Origin of the sequence: Hoylesella timonensis 4401737 = DSM 22865 = JCM 15640, assembly GCF_000455445.1 — a bacterium.
Taxonomy (GTDB): Bacteria; Bacteroidota; Bacteroidia; order Bacteroidales; family Bacteroidaceae; genus Prevotella; species Prevotella timonensis.
This window is the reverse complement of the sequence record NZ_HG417097.1, coordinates 17823-36646: the sequence shown is the minus strand read 5'-3', so window position 1 is coordinate 36646 and position 18824 is coordinate 17823. Positions and strand designations below refer to the sequence as shown.

Here is an 18824-nt window from a genome sequence, read left to right as displayed (position 1 = left end):
TTGTATCATGGCGACAGATAAGAATTTTACACGAATAAAAGAGAGGGTTTTAGACTATGCCATGTCTTTGTGGGAGATTGATGATGCAAGATTGATAGACCCTGTGGTTGATTTGCTGCTGGATGTCGTCGCTTATGAGTTTTACAAGTTGCACCAAGAGATCGAGAAGTCCGATGCCCAAATATTAAACCGTCTTGCCAGAATATTGATTCCGCAAATATGGTCGCTCCCATTCCCTGCCCACGGATTGCTGACAGTACATCCTCAGGTTGGCGACAATTCCGCAGTATTGAGAACAGAAGACCAATTCTATGCGCGCAAGGTAGCTTTAGGCAAGGATGATACGCCTTTCTATTTCACCCCTTTGGTGGAAGAGCCCTTATTTGACATAAGAATTCCATTTCAGGCATACGGGACAGAACTTCAATATAATATCCGTAAACGAACGGAACATATAGAACTTCTGCCATCCACTCATCGCATCGCAGATTTCACGTTGTGGATAGGTCTGTACATCCCGGATTCTCAGTTGGGAAAAATTGCGACACTGCCTATTTGTGTTTTGCCGGAAGACAGGTCTTTACTCCCTTTCATCCAGAATGTCAAGGCTTATGATGACCAAGGTCGTGAATTAAAGACAGCTCCTCATCTGTTGAAACAATCTCACGAAGAAGAACATTATTTTGAAGAAATATCGACCTATTATCAACAAGCATACATAGACTTAAATCTACCTGTAGATCCCGCAGCAAAGACGATAAAAGAGATTTTTCCGAGTGCTCTGTCCGAATTAGACCAGATTGAGGGAAATGAAAATGCGGTTTGGATTCGTTTGTCATTTCCTGAGGTCTTCAACAGAGAGGAACTGGGGAACATCAAGATTCTTTTTAACACCTTTCCTGTCGTGAACAGGCAGTTGGTCTTGGTAAATCATAGTTTCAGGACACATGGGAGAATAGTTTCATTGCCCTGCTCACATAACGCTTCATTGCTGAACATACACAAATTTGAGGACAATAATGGTTGTGTGTTTCGCAATAGGCTTTCCTTGTATCAAAAAGAGGTCAAAGGTGTCTATAGTTTGTATTTCGGGAATCTGGAGCGTTTCGACAGTGACAATGCCCAGAGTGAGATCAGCAAGGTTCTGCGGTTAATCCGAGAGGAAGGAAATGCTTTTGCCTCCCTTGACACAGACAGCCTTTCCTCCGATCTAAAAGTCCTGCAAGAAAAATTGGACGCTACTGAAAAGAGCATAGATCGTCAAAACTTCAAAGGGAACAAGAACAAGGCTTTTCTTTTAACTGTTCCGCACAAAGAAAGTCATTTTGCAGAATTGAAATACTGGCAAACCCAAGGAGAAAGTGCCAATGGCATCAATCAGAGAAATATTGTTCAACAGTTGGACATGGATAAATTTGACCCGTCCAGTATTAGATTCCAAACATCAACGGTGGAAGGCAGGTTGCATACGGACGACCAAGAGCTCATCAATAGTTTGCGGTACGGCTTATTATGTAATAACCGCATTGTTTCTGAAGAGGACGTTAAGAGTTATATATACCACCGTCTGGGTTCAATGGTGAATGGGGTTGACATCAAGGACGGCATTTGCATATCCAACGGTTCACTTCAAGGAATAGTCCGGACTACGGATGTCAGCATACACCTGTCATCTGAAATAAAAAAAGTGGACTCCAAAATGAACCAATTAGATTTTTTGGCGAACACACTTGCCGAGGAAATGCAAAAGAAATCCATTAGTCACAGTACCTATAAAATTAATTTTATATGATGGAAAGAAACATAAGCAATAGTGTGCAATCCGCCATGCGCTTGTCAGCATCTATGGCAAACGCGGACAACCATACAAGCTACGGTATTTCCCATCTGGTGCTTGCTTTGCTTTCAGAAGGGACGGGGACAGGATTGTCCAATATACTGAGCTCAATGAACAAGGATGTCGGCTATATTCATGAATGGTTTGACGTGCGCCGTGAGATGTACGTGTCAGAGGAGCATGAAGGTGATGGTATTGTCGCAGACAGCCAAGTGACCCTTGTGCTTGAGGAAGCGGAACGCTCAAAGATAAAGTTGGGCTCCGACAGCATAGACGCTTTATGTGTATTTACAGCGATTATTCGCCAAGGTGTTGTTTTCTCGGACAGTCAAATTGAGTCCTTGTCCGTTTCTGAGGATGATGTCCTTTCTTTCTTCAATGCACAAGCGGTTAATCATTTTTATCAAGGAGAGGAGAATAAGCTCTTGGCAAGTTTCCCTTTCGCGTATAATCTAAAAGAAGAGGCATATATCCTTCGAGGAAGGATTGTTTTGGGACGTGAGAAAGAAGTACGTACTATCTTGGAAGGTTTAGAGCGTTGTGCCAATAAAGCTATAATGCTTATAGGAGATTCCGGTGTAGGCAAAACGGCTATTATTCATTCTCTAGTAAAGGAGGTCTGCGAGAACCACGACGAGTTGATTTCTCAAATCAAACTTATCGGCTTACACACAGCAAAGCTGTTGGCTTCTTCCGGCAATGAAACAGAGCTAGCCCAGAAAATCTCCTATTTTCTTGGAAAATTGGATGAGATGGAGGGACAAACCGTTTTGCTGATAGACGACCTGCAAATGTTGTTGGAGTTTGGTGGGCAAACAAAATCGACAACCCTCATCAACATATTCAACTCCCAAATTAGCGACGGTTCAACAAGTATTGTATTCACGATTACTCCAGATGCATTCAGAAAGCATATCGAAAAAAACAGTATAGAGAGCAAATTGGATATTTTGGATATTTCGGAACTGGACAAGTTCACTGTTCTAAGTATGCTAAGGGAGCATTCCAACCGGATGGAAGAACACTATGGTCTTTCCATAAGCGACAACGCCACGCAGGAGTCGCTGACATTATCTTCTCGATATTTTAAAGAGAAGAAACAGCCCGCCGCAGCAATAGACCTGTTGGACGCGACTGCTGCCGCAGTACGCTTGAGCAACAAAAATTCCCTAAACGAGTTGGATGTGTTCCTTTCCAAGTTTGAATCCCTCAAACAGGAGGATCCAAACCGTCAGCAACAGGATTTACGTCTTTTTTCTAATAGTCTGAGATCGAAAATCAGCGTAGTGCTGATCTCTAAGCTCCCTAATGGCATCAGTTTTTCAGAAGGTACTTTGGAAGAAGAACTGGCGAAAACGTCTGAAACTCTCCGGAACCTGTCCGTCCTAGCCGAGAATGGCATTCCGCGAGTTTCTCCAAGTGAGGTCGAAGCGGTTGTCGCGGAGATGACCGGGATTCCCTTGGGAAAGATTCAAGCCCAAGAAAAGGACCGGCTGTTAGGAATTGAGAGTCGTCTGGAGGAAAGGGTCAAAGGGCAAAATAAAGCAATCACAACGCTCTCGGACGCCATCATAGAGTCCAGAAGCGGACTCAGTGACCCTCGCAAGCCCATAGGTTCCTTCTTTTTCTTAGGTCCGACAGGTACAGGAAAAACTGAACTTGCCAAATCACTCGCCGAATTGCTTTTTGACGACGAGAACGCCATGATAAGGTTTGACATGTCCGAGTTCAAGGAGGAACATTCAGCAGCTTTGCTTTATGGTGCGCCTCCGGGATATGTAGGATATGAAGAAGGTGGCTTGCTGGTGACAAAGATCCGCCAAAAACCCTATTCTGTCATTCTTTTTGATGAAATTGAGAAAGCGCACTCAAGTGTATATGATGTCTTCCTGCAAATCATGGACGAAGGAAAGATACACGACAAGTTAGGGCGCGAAGGGGATTTTTCAAACGCCATCATCATATTCACCTCAAACATTGCAAGCAGTTGGATTGCAGAACAGTTCAATCAAGGAATCACACCAGACTCAAAACATCTGACAGAAGTCATGTCCCAGCATTTCAGACCAGAATTTTTGGGACGCCTAACAGAAGTCGTACCGTTTGCACCCATTAACGAAACGGTAGCCCAGTCTATTTTCCGCTTGCACTTCTCTCGTTTGCAACAGCAACTGCAAGAGCAAAAGAACATTCACATACAGATTACTGACGAAGCCTTGCGTTTCCTGTCAGCCAAGGGATACTCTCCCCAGTACGGGGCACGCCCCATCGCTGGTGTCGTACGCACTTATCTTAAAAAGTGCATATCTCGCTTAATTGTTTCCGAGGGTATCAAGGAAGGAGACAGTGTCAAAGTTTATTACCGAGACAACGGTTTGGAATGGAAAAGACTGGATATATAAGTAAGGAGGAAAGGTTGGCACTCTTCCGCAGAAGTGAGTCAAGCAATCTTCTGGCGGAAGTGTTCCTCGATGAGCTGCAATTTATCTTGGGCGAGGATATCCTTGAACAAGTGGTTGTGGCGAATCAAGGCATGAATCCTCGTGTAAAGTCCAAGGACATCCTTGATGTAAAGTTGCGCCACGTTTATGCCTTGGGAGAGTTGGTAGAGTTGGTTCTGGCCCGTAACAGCATCTATCACCAGCTTCCCGAAAGCCTCTTCCATCCATTGACTCTGAGTAAGCCAAATATGTCCCAGAGAGAATTGATAGAGGCTATCAGGCAAAATCGCAGAAAGGAGAAAGAAGCCCTGCACTTTTTTGCCCCTTTTGATACAGCCTTTTTCAAAGAACGGGTACGGATTCACAGGCGCTATCTGAATTTCTTTTCGGAAAAAGACGAGCATCCCATAAGAAAAGCATTGACGAAAGCCATTCTATATGACAATAAGACACTTACCCCGGACGGATGTCAACGCCTTTTCTTTTTTGCAGGGAAGTCAGATGCATCCAAAGAGAACCTCTCGGAGATAGGCATTCTCCTTCACGAGATTTTAAACTTGGATGTGAAATTACAATTTAAGTCATGCAAGGTGGAGAATTTGCCATATCCCGTACTCGGAAAGACTCAGCTTGGTCTTGACGCGGGTCTGGATGGAGTTATACAGTCCGAAATAGAGGATGTCGAGGGCATGATCCACTATCACGATAGCGTCCCCGCAATGAAAGAAGTACAAAAGCACATCGAGTCCGTCAAGTATGTATTGGGCTTCTTTATCTTGTCAGCGAGGAAAACTAACATCAAGTTCACGCTTGACGGGACTATGGATTTTATCTTGGGAAATAACCGTTTGGGATATGACGCCCAACTATAAATTAAAATAAGTGCAATTATGGAAGTTTTGATCACATATTTTCTTAAATATCTCCTGGCACCCTTTCTGGTAGCCGCCATTCTATTGATGATGAATGGAATCAAGGCAATAAAGAAGCAGTTGAAATTTAAAAATGTAATCGTATATATCTTAATAACAGGACTGCTTTTGGGAATACCCGGTTGCCTGTCCATCCTCAAAGATGAATTCGTTTGGGGAGGTGTCTTCATTGTCAACGTCCTGTACCTTTTCTTGGGGTGCTTGTTCGCCTATACGATGAACAACAATGTGGCAAGGAAGATAGGTGTTGACGGCAACATGGTGTCCCAGGTTCTTGTCATGCTGATTTGTGGGTTACTTGGGGGATGGATACATTTTCTGCTTTTTGAGAAATTGGGCGGAATGCCGTATGCCCCTTGGTCCATGCTGTCCGTTATTTGGTACACCTTACCTTTTTTGACACTACTTAGCCTTAGGGCTTTCCACAAGATTCCGCCTCCTTTATATGAGCTGTGGTCTTTCGGTCAGAGTGGGTTCAACAGGAATCAATGGGATAATACGGATAATTTTCAAGCTATTCCTGTCAAAGTCCGAATAAAAAGGAGACAGAAAGACGAGGAATATGCCTCTCTGACCGTCCGCCTTCAGGACAACATAAGCCTAGGGGACTGGTTCAACTGGCTGGTGGAAGACCAGAACAGGCGTTCCCCGATGCACCAGATAGATGTCAATGATTCAAGTGTGAATGCCGGGTGGATTTTCTATACGACACGATGGATCAATTACCCATTGTTCATCAGGGTGCTGAATCCAGAACAGGACAGAAAGGAAAATGCAATAAGAAAGAACCAGATCATATACATAAAACGAATTATCGTTGAAGAATCAAAAGCACATGAAACAGATTAAATACCTTCCAATCAACTGGAGCAATGGACTGAAATTGTCCGGGCAGCACTTCATTGATGCCCACCTTCACATGGTAGAGTGTTTTCAACATCTCAGGGCAGAGCATGTCACGGAATACAATTACGGCATTGGTATGCCTTTGGAGCACCATTCATCTTCTGTATCAGTAGAGGTTGTCGGAGCAGGGGCAGAGAGCTCAACCATCAGGCTCAACCATTGCAATGCCATTACACTGGGTGGCAGCACCATCGTTTTTGAACCGGAACTTTATGGCAGTTTCTCTCCGGAGTTAACGCTTTCCGATCTTGGAAAAGATGCAGCTGACGGTGGCGTTTATATAGCGGTAACAGCTTCTTACGATCGTCTCATTCCTGTCGGTTATCCAGACCCGAACGAGATACCGCTTCGCCACCCCCATCTGCTTCCTGAGATTCGGATAACCGCCGTCCCGGTGCAGTCCGGCAACGAACATTTTCTAAACAAGGATTTTGTAATCATAGGAAAAGGCTTGCTTGAAGGTCGTGGATTTGTTTTGGATGACGAGTACATCCCACCTGTACAGAGGTTGGCCTATAGCCAAAAGTTAAGGACATCTTTGAATGGCACCATTGTCCATCTGAATCATATGGAGGATTGCATTGGTCAAATTTACCAAAAGAACGTAGATGACAGCCGAAGGAGTACTTTGACATCCAACGTATTTACTCTATGTCGGGCAATAGACGAGTATTACGCACACCAGTTCTTCCAAATTGAGAACATACTCATCGAAGAGCCGCCAATCCGCTATCTTCAAAGCATAAATATTCTGGCTCGTTCCATCTTCAACGCATTAAGGACAATCTCCAATAAGGAGTACGAATATATGCTGCAGTATTTCTATGAATGGACAGAAATCAGTCCGTCAAGTTTTGAGACAACTGTCGGAGATGTCCTTTCTTTGAAATACAACCACTTGGACATTGCAAAAACCAACCGTGTCGTCCAGAAGTTTGTGACCACACTTGACACTATCGTCAAGAAAATGAGTGAGCTGGATTACATTGGCTTAATTCGTGAGAATATCATTATCAGTGATGACAGCAATGTCGAGCAGGAGAAAACCCAAAAGACGTGGCGTTTCATAGATTAGGCTTATGGAAATCAAGAATAAAGAAGATAGAAGAAGAACGATCCGGCAGTTCTGTCTGGTATTCTTCCTGTTGTTAACCGTCATGTTCGTGGCGGGAGCCGTCACGCTGGTGACAGCACAAAAAGGAGCCGCCCTCTTGGAAGAGAAAAAAGCCGCCTACGAACGGACCATTCAAAAGCAGGCAGAGATCAATTTCCAATTGGAGCATATCTTCAAGGATTTGCACAATCTCAGGACGCAACCGCGAACCATCAACGAATACAAGCAAATGCAGAAAATCATCACGGAGCAAAGGATGATGATGGAGCAAGAAATTGTGTCCCTTTCTCCGGAAGAGCAGGAACGCTATGTCATATTCTCTCAGATACTGGAGGTAGTCAAGAAGACACAGGAGACATTGGACGCCTCTGACGCGGAAAGCCGCAAGAGAGTGTATAACATGGATCAGCTTGAGAAGTGCAGACAAAAGTATCAAGAACAAACCCGTCTAAAAAATGAAAAGAACCAATGACGAGCAGGCGTGGACGAATTTTCGTTTCACCCTGCTGCTAATCTTTTTTACAGTCGTAGTGTTTACATGCTTGTGTAAATATATTTTTCGAATACCTGAAGTAGAGAGTGACCATTATATCTCAGACATCAAGGAGACCGAGCGTCTTTTTGACGAGCAGAAAAAATGCGCCGAGCAGGTTAAGGAAATCGGGAACAAGATTGACTCTTTGGACTTTAGCGTCCAACAAGTTCAGCGGCTGGATGAAATCAAAGAAGAAATGTTTCTGCTACAAAACATCTACCAGAAACACAACAACAGTTCAAAATATCTTTTTGGCACTCACTCGTTTCGCATTGTCAAGGAATATTTTGATGTTAAGGAGGAGTTTTCCGCCACGACGGAAAACAACAAGGTGATAGTGCAGTATTTGGAGGAGTGCAAAGCAAATTTATAGTTATGACGGAACGACAAAAGATCCTATCGGTGTTTTTAGGCATACTGGTGCTTGGCGGCATCATCCTGATAATAGGGCTCCCCTTCCGTACGGTGAAGGGTGACGTAGACTTCAATATCCATGACAGCAACAACAATTTCCATTACGAGATTGGAGAGGTGCTGGAATTTACCGTAAACGAGCCGGAACGTGTCAAGGGGAAGTCAATTCTCTGGCAAATGGGTAACGGTGATTCCATCAGCAACAAGATGGTCGCCAAGTATGCTTACCCAAAGTCAGGCAAGTATCTGGTGACACTAAAGGTTGACGGTCATACTGTAGCCAACCGCTACATACAGGTTGTGTCAGGCATAGAGGCGGCAGCAATCGACTCCGTGCCAAGGATCCATGCCGTATCCGAGGGATACCAGGGGGAGGAACTCACCTTTTCCGCGGATGGGGTCGGTGTGGACACATGGATGTGGGAGTTTGGTGAGACGGGGACAGTTGATGCTTATGAGCAGCAAGTGACATACACTTACGAAACACCCGGGAATTATGTTGTACGCCTACAGACCAATACTACGAAATATCCAATAGAACACAGGATTAAGATTTTACCGAAATTTGAAAAAGTAGAGGAAACTATAACCGAACCACCTGTAGATTCGCTGGGATTAGCCCAAGACGACATTCGTAGGAGGCTACAGATTATAGCCAATCTTTCCGTAAGGGACAACAGGGCTTACAAAGAACAGGTCAACCATATTCGCGACACTTATTTCTGTACGCCGTCAAGCCAAGTCGTCGTAGTCGTCAATGGGGATAAATATAATGACTTTTCAGGGTATTGCCAAGGCTTGCACTTCTTGGAAAGCAGTCCCAATAGGCGAATTAAAATCCAAGAAGTAAAAATCGACAACCAGAATTGTGTGAGAACAATTCAAGTAACACAAAGCGTAGCAGACAAATGAAAAAGAAGATAGCCTTTATTACATTCCTTTTTGTGGGTTGTTTCCCCCTTTTCTCATTTGGACAGGTTTCCACTTATCAAGCGACACAAAGAATCAAGGGGAAAACATTCAACTTTTATCCCGATTCCAAGGCTCCCTCTCGCTTGCGGAATAATCACGATGCGAGAATTGTCTTTTCAGACAGGAACTCCAATAAGGCATTCTCTACCGCCTATGGACAGCATCCATTGGGGGAGTACAAGGTTGGCGAGGCTTTTTATGTCATAGGCGAAAAAAACGGATTTTATCAGCTGGTCAAAGCCGACCCGAAGTTGCTTGGCAGACCAAAAGGTTTGTTTGGCTGGCTCTATTCCACCAAAAATCATTTTTCAGACAAAGCAAAAGTTTCCTATGTCGGATGGATGCCGAAGAACAACCTGCTGTACTATGACCACGCCTATGTGTCCCCGACCAACAACAGGGCTGTCCGTTATAGTGTAGGTGTCAATCGAATAGAACGGTTGTACAACTTGCACCGATACTTGAATGGGGACAGTCTGATTCTTTTCTCTGATCCTTTTCTAAAGACACCATGTCCCTATAAAATCCATACGGGACAATCCGTATATGCATATAAACGGGACGACGTACACAAGACGGTCTTAATCTCCGATTGCCCCCAGCTTTCTACTGACAGCACTCATTTTATGGGATGGGTCTCTATGGATATGATAACCGCCGTCGGGCAGAACGAGGTTTACAGGATCATGCCCGATGCCCAGCACCTTGCTTGCACCAGCATCATCGGGAATGACACCATGTCCGTACACTCCGCTGACTTTCAAAGCCGTTATCTGTTTGACGCGGGGAGTTTGTCCCTTCAATCGTCTTCAAGCAGGAATGTTAGTTTCGACTCCCTGCATTCGGTTTGGTTGCCCGTTTCGGTATGGGACGGCAAGGCAAATAAGTTCATCAATGTGAAAGGTGGGTATACCTATGTTTCGGATGTCCAGAGGATGAAGAACGGTCAGAAACAGATGAACATTCATGTCTTTTTCTTCGCACAGGACAAACATGAGGTCGGGAAACTCATCAGTGCATTACAAAATGTGGCACTCCGAATGTCTCCGAACCGGAAATATGCTTTTTCCGCGACAATGATTTCAGAATTGGGGAACCAATATCTACCCCTTACCGACAGTCTGGTGCAATGGCTGGATTTTATCCAGTCCCCGCCCCATGTGACTAGGAATAAGGATGCAGGGGTGAAGGATGCCTTTAGGAATTTAGTCCTTCAGACACGAAATGACTGTTTCGAAGATAATCTCTTGTTCCTCTTTGGCAAGAGTCAGGACATATCCATTGATTCACATTTGCACCAGCAATTGGCTTCCCGGTCTTTCTCCATGACTTTCTTCCAACTCTCCAGTGACAACAGAGAGGCAAGTCAGGACTTTCTCTTAACGGCAAAAGAAGCTTTGGATAAAAATATTGTGGAATACTCACAATACATCCAGAACTATATAGTTGACCCCTTCCTGCTCAAGCCTTCTCTGTTTTTTGATTACGGGACTGATGCAAACGTTTATCTGTTGGAAACACCCAAAAGCAGCCTTGCCACTGGTGGAATAGTCTTTCCCCTTGCAGGACAAAAAATATCCAACGCTACCGTGGAATTGGTATTGGACACTTTGTTCTCGCAGATTCCCCGACGAGACGAGTTACTGTTGAGCAGTCTGGAACGTTACGAGAATAGGTTGGGTGTACTTAGGAGCAAGCCTTCATGGCTAATAAGATATGTGCATCAATATGCGGAGACTCCAACCCCTTCCATTGACAACATAGACCGAAACTCTGTGTCTGACGTGTACTATATTCCTGCTTTAATGCCAGACTCGACTTTGAGCCATTTCCAAAAAGGATACGTATTCTCTAAAAATGAGATTTCAGGCTTCCTGCAATCCTTCAGGGATTTATTTCCCGTTTTTTCAGAGGGCTTGGGCAAGCGTGAACTGAAGCTATTGCGTTCTCTCTACAGGCAAGAGCGTAAGAATATCAATAAGAGAAACCTCAGAAAGGTACTGTCTTCAGAATCTTCCCTTGCGGAGTTGTTCTACCATAAGACGGGAGTTCATGTAAATGACTCACTGTTTTACCACCTTTCTCCCTCCCGACTTAAACGGAATGAAGCTGCGTTCAAAGACTGGGAGATACTATATGACTTATCCCTGCGCAAATTGCAAAAAATGGAGGAGGATTATGTCGAGGCAAAGTTGGAGGAGGTGCTTGTCGGAAATGATGTTTATTACTTTATACCTCAAACTCTAATACCATAAGGAATGAAGAATGTCAATGAATTAGAGGAAAGGGTGCTGGAAATTCTATACCAAAAGAGTATATCCTCACCGCTCTGGATCACCGAAAGTGAAATCTATTGGAGTATCCCGGACATGAATGTAACGGAGAGAGACGTGCGGGAAGCCTTGGATCGCCTTGTTTACCAGCGCAGGGTTATGAAGAAGGTGGGGAAATATCAAATAGAGAAAGTCGAATTTCTTGCCATCAAGGAAAGGCTTGACTCTCCTGTCTCCTTGGGATTATCTGAAAGCGTAGGGCAAAACAACAATGTGGAAAAAGAAAGTGGGGAAAAACCCTGTTCCCGCCCCTCTGTCCGAGAATGGAATGTTCAAGGGCTTGTCAGTCTCTTGGTATGCTTGTCTTGTATAATCTTCGGTTTTCTTTTGTGCTTGTTACTCATGAATCACAAACAGGATCAACCATTCTCTTTCCCGGAACTTCAGCTTCCCCAGAACCAGCTGCAAGTATCTGACCGTTCCGTTTTTTTGTCGTCCAAGAAAGAAAACCAAACCAAAAATCTGCGAAAGATAGAGACAGAGTTTACGGAACAGCAGAAAGTCAACCGCCTGCTGAATCTGCAAGCAGACAGTGTGAGAATGTCCGTTGAAAGACTGAGGGCTTATGTTTCAGAAACGAACAACAAGCAAAATGCCCGTCTTCAGGAAGAAAGAGATTTGATACTTACAGTTTCTCTTCTCCTTGTCGGACTACTTGTCATATTGGTTATTGCCTTGCTGGTCAGGAAGAAAGAATGAACGGGCAAGAAAAATATATCCGATTTTCCTGCAATCCTCTGCTGATTTGTTAAATAATGTAATTGTAAGAAAATACTCGGTTAAAAATTTGGAGATATGAAAAGTAAATCATATATTTGCCCATGATATAGGACTTGCGTTTGTTTTCTTCTCTTTCTTCCGCATAACCAAGTCAATGGAGAATGGGAAATTTTCAAACAAGAGTTTGGAGGTTTCTTTTTTGCTTTAATACGTATGTTGAGCGAAATTGACCTTTTATGTTCAACTTTTTAATTTTACAAAATTATGGGATCATTCCGTGCATCACTGGAGTTGGGAGGAAAAGAATTTGACGTCCTCTTCTCAAATTATGAGTTCTCTCGCTCAACAGACAGTAAGGGTAAGCCTTCTTCAAGTATTACCGGAGGACGAGTTGTCGTTACCATTGAGTCCACAGAGGACACCTCTACCATCGAAGCTATGCTGAATAGCCAGTTCAAACCCGTTGAAGGAAAAATCATCTACAAGAAGACGGATGAGGACGCCAAGATGAAAGAGGTTGAATTCAAGAACGCCTATATTGTGCATTATAAGGAAACCTTGGATGTAAACAATGACGTTCCGATGACCATTACTATGACTTTTGCGGCAGAGCACATCACCGTGGGTGCTGCAGAACATGACAATCGTTGGCCTAAGGCTTAATTTGCCTTGCCAACATTTCTTTTCTCCATCATCCGGCAGATACAACTCTGATTGGGTGATGGAGAATGTTGCTTTTACTCATCAAAAAAAAATGCATGTATGGATTTTTTGCCAAACAAACCGGTGGCAATTTGTATTGGTGGTGTTGAGTTGTCTTCGTTCAAGTCCCTTCGTCTGAACCAGTCAATTAACGAACACCATTATTTTGAAATGCTTCTTGACTATGAAGTCGGTGAAGTGTTTCAGGCAGCCACACTCACCAAATCCGCTGACTGGCTGGGAAAATCAATAGCCATAACTATTGGTGAGAGGAACTTTTACGGTCTTGTGGCACAGGTGGGCTTGCACAAGTCCGAGGGATATACTTTCCTGAAAGTCTCGGGCTTCTCCACAACCTACCGTTTGGAGGGCGATTTGCACTTTGCGTCTTGGAACGAGAAGACTTTGGCGGACATTGTCGGAGAACTGGCAGAAAAGTCCAATGTGCAGGCATTGGTGAAACCGGAAAGGAGCGCAAAATTGGAATATGAATGCCAATATCAGGAGAGCAATTTCGCATTCATACAAAGACTGGCGAGGCAGCATTTCGAATGGCTCTATTATGATGGAGAGAAATTGATTTTCGGCAAGCCGGAGCTACCCTCCTCGATTACATTGGACTCCAAGAGGGATTTGAATTCCTTGGACATCTGCATCCAGACAGGAGCACGTGCCCTTTCCTCCTTCGCCCATCTGTCGGGAAGCAACAATACGCTGAATTCCTCGTCCCCGGACGAGCCGACGGGACTGAACAAGTTAGGTCAGCACGCTTTTCAGGAATCCATCAAGATGTTTGGTCCTCCCGCCAATCATTATGCCACCTCCCGTGTCACGAACAAAGGGGAGTTGGACACCTATCTTCAGAAGAAACAGCAATCAGACGCCTCCATGTCCCACTTTATCACGGCGGAGAGTGACTATGTGGGTCTGATGCTGGGCAGTGTCGTGGACATAAAAAGCACCGTTCAAGTGGCAGGCGTTTCCTACAAGGAAGAGTTGCTGGGAGCTTACCTTATCACAGAGATTGTCCACCTCGCGGAGGGTGACGGAGGCTATTCCTGCCAATTCACTGCGATTCCTGCATCTGTAAAGTCATTGCCGACCCCTGACGTCCCCCTTCCCGTTGCCCAGCCACAGATGGCAACCGTTATCAGCAATGATGACCCCAAGAAACAGGGACGTGTCCAAGTGAGGATGAACTGGCAGATAAACGGCATGAAAACCTCGTGGGTGCGCGTACTCTCACCGGATGCGGGAGGCAGCGAAAAAGTGTCCTCCAACAGAGGATTTGTCTTTATCCCGGAAGTCGGCGACCAGGTCATGGTTGCCTTCCGTTACAATGATCCCAACAGACCCTATATACAAGGAAGCCTGTTCAATGGAACCAACGTCGGTGGAGGCGGAGCCGACAACAACGTGAAGAGCCTGACCACAAGAAGCGGCGTTGCCGTCACGTTGGATGACAGCAAAGGAAGTGCTACCATCGTAGACCCATCGGGAAGTATAGTCGTGCTGAATGGAGACAACACCATTTCCATAAAATCTGCTGATAAAATTACTTTTGAATCAAAAGAAATTGAGATTAAGGGTAATGAAAAAGTTAAGATAGAAGGGACTACGGAAGTCTATATCAAGGGAGAGAAAACAAAGTTGGAGGGTATTACGGAAGTCGAAGTAACAAGTACCACCAAGGCTGGTGTCACTGCTCCCTCCACCAAGGTTGAGGGTACCGCAGAAGTTGCCATAAATGGTGCAACTGTAAATGTAGATGGCACAGCTATGACAAATGTAAAGGGAGGACTCCTAAATTTGAACTGATTTATGGACAATGAACACAACCCTATTTCTATCCGCATAAGGCAAGTTCAAGACCTTTGGCTAAAAGTACGCAGTGAAAAACCACACGCCCGTGCTTTTGTGATGAACTATACCCCTGAAGACTATGCTCTTATAGAAGGGTTTATCGGTATTGAATCTACTCCACATGGAATTTCAGATGACACATTTCTCGTTTTTCGCACTCTTCTTGACAACAAAGGAGATTTTTACAAATCCTTAATAGAACAATGGATTACCGCATTTGAGAAAGATTTGGAAAGTCATCCGGAATGGCATTGGAACGATTTTGCCATTCTCAAGGAGCAATACCATAAATTATCCCCTAAGGATGAGCATAACCTGCTGTCCTTTTATTCCCAATTGCTACATAGCTTTAAGCGATTTGAGGGGGTAACAGGTAATCTGCTTGTTTTGGTTCTTCTCATTGAACGTGTTGAAAGCTTTGATGTACTGCACGAAGTCCTAAAAGAGTTCTTGGATGCTACAGACGATTATATCGGACTTTTCTTCATGGAAGTTAAGGGGGAAGAAATTTTTTCTCCTATCATTAAAAAGATGGAAGATAAGGGGTGTGTTGTAGAACTTCCAAACCAAAATATGGGAGCAGCCTATAAGGAAATTATCACACAGGGAGACCCTAATGATCCACAGGTCCAATATAGGAAGTTGTTGCTGGAAATGGGTGAAGAAACAGCCAAGAGCAATAGGAAACGACTCTATAAAATTGCAACAGAGGAGTTTTTCCCGTTATGCAAAAAGATAGGAGATACAAATCTTTGGATTTCCGGTTATTTGGCAGTAAGCGGGTTCCTGATGCATTTTATAAAAGAAGAAGGTGGACATTTGCAACAGATGCTTGACAAAGCCCTGGCAGTCATACAAGAGGCGACACCTGCAGATGAACCTTTGATGTATGCTGATCTTATGATTCATTGCTACCTGTATAAAGGAGCTGCCTATGCTATGGCAAAAGATTTGGAGAAAGCAAGTTCCCATTTTATGAATGCTATCCGTATCTCTAAACAGACAGAGAATCATGCACAAACCATCAATTGCTACAATAGTATTCTCTTGGTGCTTCTAAAAAAAGAAAGGACTGATTACACGCCTATATTGAAAGAAGCTTTTGAATATGGTTATTCCCTCACTGACGAAGAATTGAAACTTATCAACATTTCATTCATCGCGCAAGCTTTCATATCTAAGGGAGAAAATGTCAGCCGAAAGTTGGAGCAGGAAATAGATGATCGTATGGTCACTCTCTACGGAGTTCATTGGCAGGAAAGTCCTAAAGACGCCATCAGGCGCATAGAAAAGGAGAATAAAGTGCCGCAATAATAATTCTTTCAGCCTATGCTACCGAGCAGTACCCATTTGATGCCCGTTATCGGTCTGGATCTCCATCTGGCGACCTCCGGTAATCCTTTCCATCCCTATGTAGGTATGGTCATAGACCCGTTTGACTATATTCCTTTCCTCGGCAGCAACGTCAACATCAATGGTCTCAAACGCGGTGTGTCTGACACGAGCGGTGTACTCATTACTTTCCGGCACATTCCCTTGGTTGGTGCCTTCATCATGATGCCCATCATCGGGCACGAGAGCATGAACTTCTTCTCCTCCCAGACGGTTTTTGCAGAGGGGACGCGTTTAAGTCCCAAGGGATACATGGTCATGACCTGCAACGACGTGGGCATTCCTTTTTCGGGAGCATTGAGCAAGGTAGGCAAGAAAAAGTTCAAGTTCACTCCAACCCTCTTCGCCCCGACATCCTTCTCCATTCCCATTCCGACTGGTGCGCCCGTCATGGTGGGCGGTCCCTATGCCCCCGACTGGGGCGGTATGCTGACGGGGCTTTTGTCAAGCATCGGCTTCAGCACGCTGCTCAGTTTTGCCCCTGCCATATTGAAGGCTATGAAGAAAGCGGGGAAAGGAACTATTTCGAAACTCAACACCGAAATTTTACAAAGAATACCGGGTACTAAGTCTCTTACAGACTGGCTTTGCAAGCACGGTTTTGAGCCTGTGAACCTTGTCAATGGCGTCGTAGTCTATGAAGGTGAAGACTTCTTCTTCCCCGGCATGCCGTCCTTGTCATGGGAGCGTGTCTGGTATTCCGATTCCGACTATAAGGGCTGGCTGGGACACGGGGTACACTGCTCGTACGACAGGAGCGTCACCTTCCTTCCCGAAGAGGACATCCTTGTCTTAAGATTGAGTGACGGTCGCCTCGCCTCCTTCCCCGTGCTTGATGAGGGAGAAGACTCATATAACCGCCTCGAGCGCATCACCCTTTCCCGAACGAAGGAAGGGTACGTTGCATTTGAACACCGTAGCAACCTGTCCTTCCACTTCACCGTTCCCGGAAAGGACAGGGGATATTCCATCCGTCGTCTTTCCTCTGTTACCGACTTGGAGGGCAGGAGCATCCGCCTTTCCTATGAGAATGGCGTGCTTGCGACACTCACCGATGCCTGCGGTCGCCGGGTCACAGTCCGACATACGGATGCGGGATTCATCGAGAGCCTCCACCTGAGGATGCCGGACGGAAGTTCCGAGCAGCTTGTTCGCTATTCCTATGACGGACAGGGCGACATGGTAGGCATTACCGATGCATTGGGGCAGACGACGGGAATCCGCTACGAGGATCACCGTATGGTAGAGAAGACCGACCGTAACGGGTACACGTTCTGTTGGGAATACGACAAAGAGGGACGCTGCGTCCATACACGCGGAGCCGACGGCGACCAGGAAGGCTGGATAAGCTATTTCCCCGAGAAGGGATACAACACCGTCCGTGATGCCTGTGGTGCGGAGAGTACATACCGCTACGATGCCAATCAGCTTGTCCGCTCCATCACCGATGCTCTTGGCAACACGACCCGCTATGACTATACCGAGGAGTTGGAGCCCTACCGGGAAATAGACCCCGAGGGGCGCATTACGGGCTGGCACTATGACGGACGCGGCAACCAGACAGGCACGACCTATCCCGATGGCACACTGTCCATGCGTGTGTTTGATGAGCAGGACCGCATGATTCTCCAAATGTCACCCAAAGGCACCAGACAGATCTACGTCTATGACACCGAGCACCCCCATAGGGTACGCACCGTCATCGAGGAAGACGACACCCAGACCAACTTTCACTATAACTCTGACGGCAGTCTCGCCATGATGGAGAAGGGTGGCAGGAGCATAGTCCTGCACTATGACGACATGGGCAATCTCAGCAGTTGCCATTCTGAAGGCAGGGTGCTCATGCGCCGGGAGTACGACTACCGGGGACGTCCTGTTATGGAGCAGGATCCGTCCGCACGCCCCCTTCAATACGAGTACGACCTCCTTGACCGCGTGCGGCGTATCTACCGTCCCGACGGGAACATTATAGACATCGGCTACGACTGTTACGACAGCGTCACCGAGGTAAAAGACAAGGACCGCCATGTGAGGATGGACTACACCCCAATGGGTAGTTTGAGACGCCGTGAGGAACAAGGTACGTCTGTGGAGTTCTTCTATGATGCGATGGAACGCCTCACCACGCTTCGCAACGAGCGTGGCAGCCTCTATCGGTTCCTGCGCGACAAGGCGGGCAACGTCGTCCGTGAGATTGGCTTTGATGGTATGGAGCGGCGCTTCACACTCAACAGGTCGGGAGACGTCATCCGCGTAGACCGTCCCGATGGACGCCATACCACCTATGAGCACAACGCTTTCGGTCGTATCAGCAAGGCACGCTATTCCGACGGCACATGGGAATCCTTCTCCTACGACAAGGACGGCAGACTGTGTGGTGCTGCCAACGCACAGGGCGAGGTGACCTTCAGCCGCGACAAAAAGGGGCGTGTCATTAAAGAAGAGCAGATACTCCCGGACGGAGGCAAGGCAGACAGGATCGCCATTGAGCATGAATATGACCAATGGGGCGGACACACAGGACTGCGGAGTTCTCTCGGAGCGGAGCAGAATACCTCCTACACCTCACTTGGGGAGACGGAGACCCTCCATGCCCGGCAGTCAGAGGAATCAGACGCTTGGGAAAGCCGTATCCGCTACGATGATAGGGGACGCGAGAT

At 45.8% G+C, this 18824-nt stretch carries 14 protein-coding genes; all 14 read left to right on the top strand.

Going from position 1 to position 18824, the window contains the following annotated elements; translation table 11 throughout:
• The first annotated feature begins 7 nt into the window (after positions 1-7).
• Positions 8-1792: a type VI secretion system baseplate subunit TssF gene (locus BN35_RS08585; protein WP_036893748.1), complete on the top strand. Its 1785-nt coding sequence runs from the start codon at positions 8-10 to the stop codon at positions 1790-1792.
• A complete protein-coding gene (locus tag BN35_RS08580; RefSeq protein ID WP_025072615.1) occupies positions 1789-4239 on the top strand; it encodes an AAA family ATPase in 2451 nt (816 codons plus the stop codon). The genes BN35_RS08585 and BN35_RS08580 overlap by 4 nt, the downstream gene beginning before the upstream one ends.
• A complete protein-coding gene (locus BN35_RS08575) occupies positions 4218-5150 on the top strand; it encodes a hypothetical protein (RefSeq protein WP_028901271.1) in 933 nt (310 codons plus the stop codon). The genes BN35_RS08580 and BN35_RS08575 overlap by 22 nt, the downstream gene beginning before the upstream one ends.
• 18 nt (positions 5151-5168) lie before the next feature.
• Positions 5169-6059 (top strand): TssN family type VI secretion system protein, encoded by an 891-nt coding sequence (locus tag BN35_RS08570; protein WP_025072614.1) that lies wholly within the window; start codon positions 5169-5171, stop codon positions 6057-6059.
• Complete coding sequence (locus tag BN35_RS08565; RefSeq protein WP_025072613.1) at positions 6046-7191, top strand: hypothetical protein; 1146 nt, start codon at positions 6046-6048, stop codon at positions 7189-7191. The genes BN35_RS08570 and BN35_RS08565 overlap by 14 nt, the downstream gene beginning before the upstream one ends.
• A gap of 4 nt (positions 7192-7195) precedes the next feature.
• On the top strand, positions 7196-7702 hold the full coding sequence (locus tag BN35_RS08560) for a hypothetical protein (RefSeq protein WP_025072612.1): 507 nt from the start codon (positions 7196-7198) through the stop codon (positions 7700-7702).
• Positions 7686-8138 (top strand): type VI secretion system TssO, encoded by a 453-nt coding sequence (gene tssO / locus BN35_RS08555; protein ID WP_025072611.1) that lies wholly within the window; start codon positions 7686-7688, stop codon positions 8136-8138. The genes BN35_RS08560 and tssO overlap by 17 nt, the downstream gene beginning before the upstream one ends.
• A 2-nt stretch (positions 8139-8140) precedes the next feature.
• The gene (locus BN35_RS08550) at positions 8141-9091 is read left to right on the top strand and encodes a PKD domain-containing protein (protein ID WP_004357859.1); all 951 of its coding nucleotides are present in this window, start codon (positions 8141-8143) and stop codon (positions 9089-9091) included.
• Complete coding sequence (gene tssR, locus BN35_RS08545) at positions 9088-11406, top strand: type VI secretion system protein TssR domain-containing protein (RefSeq protein WP_028901272.1); 2319 nt, start codon at positions 9088-9090, stop codon at positions 11404-11406. Before BN35_RS08550 ends, tssR begins: the two co-directional genes overlap by 4 nt.
• A gap of 3 nt (positions 11407-11409) precedes the next feature.
• A complete protein-coding gene (locus BN35_RS08540; RefSeq protein ID WP_021668253.1) occupies positions 11410-12183 on the top strand; it encodes a DUF5457 domain-containing protein in 774 nt (257 codons plus the stop codon).
• 285 nt (positions 12184-12468) lie between these two features.
• Complete coding sequence (gene tssD, locus BN35_RS08535; RefSeq protein WP_004357856.1) at positions 12469-12867, top strand: type VI secretion system tube protein TssD; 399 nt, start codon at positions 12469-12471, stop codon at positions 12865-12867.
• A gap of 99 nt (positions 12868-12966) precedes the next feature.
• Entirely contained in the window at positions 12967-14724 is a 1758-nt protein-coding gene (locus BN35_RS08530; protein WP_028901273.1) for a type VI secretion system Vgr family protein, read from the top strand.
• Between the two features lie 3 nt (positions 14725-14727).
• On the top strand, positions 14728-16083 hold the full coding sequence (locus tag BN35_RS08525; protein WP_025072607.1) for a hypothetical protein: 1356 nt from the start codon (positions 14728-14730) through the stop codon (positions 16081-16083).
• A 15-nt stretch (positions 16084-16098) separates the two neighbouring features.
• Positions 16099-18824: DUF6531 domain-containing protein (locus BN35_RS13730; protein ID WP_044071392.1), on the top strand; the 2726-nt coding region annotated here is incomplete at its 3' end.

Excerpts from the sequence above, each read along its gene's own strand:
- BN35_RS08585 (WP_036893748.1), top strand. The coding sequence starts at position 8 with ATGGCGACAGATAAGAATTTTACACGAATAAAAGAGAGGGTTTTAGAC.
- BN35_RS08580 (WP_025072615.1), top strand. The coding sequence starts at position 1,789 with ATGATGGAAAGAAACATAAGCAATAGTGTGCAATCCGCCATGCGCTTG.
- BN35_RS08575 (WP_028901271.1), top strand. The coding sequence starts at position 4,218 with ATGGAAAAGACTGGATATATAAGTAAGGAGGAAAGGTTGGCACTCTTC.
- BN35_RS08570 (WP_025072614.1), top strand. The coding sequence starts at position 5,169 with ATGGAAGTTTTGATCACATATTTTCTTAAATATCTCCTGGCACCCTTT.
- BN35_RS08565 (WP_025072613.1), top strand. The coding sequence starts at position 6,046 with ATGAAACAGATTAAATACCTTCCAATCAACTGGAGCAATGGACTGAAA.
- BN35_RS08560 (WP_025072612.1), top strand. The coding sequence starts at position 7,196 with ATGGAAATCAAGAATAAAGAAGATAGAAGAAGAACGATCCGGCAGTTC.
- tssO (WP_025072611.1), top strand. The coding sequence starts at position 7,686 with ATGAAAAGAACCAATGACGAGCAGGCGTGGACGAATTTTCGTTTCACC.
- BN35_RS08550 (WP_004357859.1), top strand. The coding sequence starts at position 8,141 with ATGACGGAACGACAAAAGATCCTATCGGTGTTTTTAGGCATACTGGTG.
- tssR (WP_028901272.1), top strand. The coding sequence starts at position 9,088 with ATGAAAAAGAAGATAGCCTTTATTACATTCCTTTTTGTGGGTTGTTTC.
- BN35_RS08540 (WP_021668253.1), top strand. The coding sequence starts at position 11,410 with ATGAAGAATGTCAATGAATTAGAGGAAAGGGTGCTGGAAATTCTATAC.
- tssD (WP_004357856.1), top strand. The coding sequence starts at position 12,469 with ATGGGATCATTCCGTGCATCACTGGAGTTGGGAGGAAAAGAATTTGAC.
- BN35_RS08530 (WP_028901273.1), top strand. The coding sequence starts at position 12,967 with ATGGATTTTTTGCCAAACAAACCGGTGGCAATTTGTATTGGTGGTGTT.
- BN35_RS08525 (WP_025072607.1), top strand. The coding sequence starts at position 14,728 with ATGGACAATGAACACAACCCTATTTCTATCCGCATAAGGCAAGTTCAA.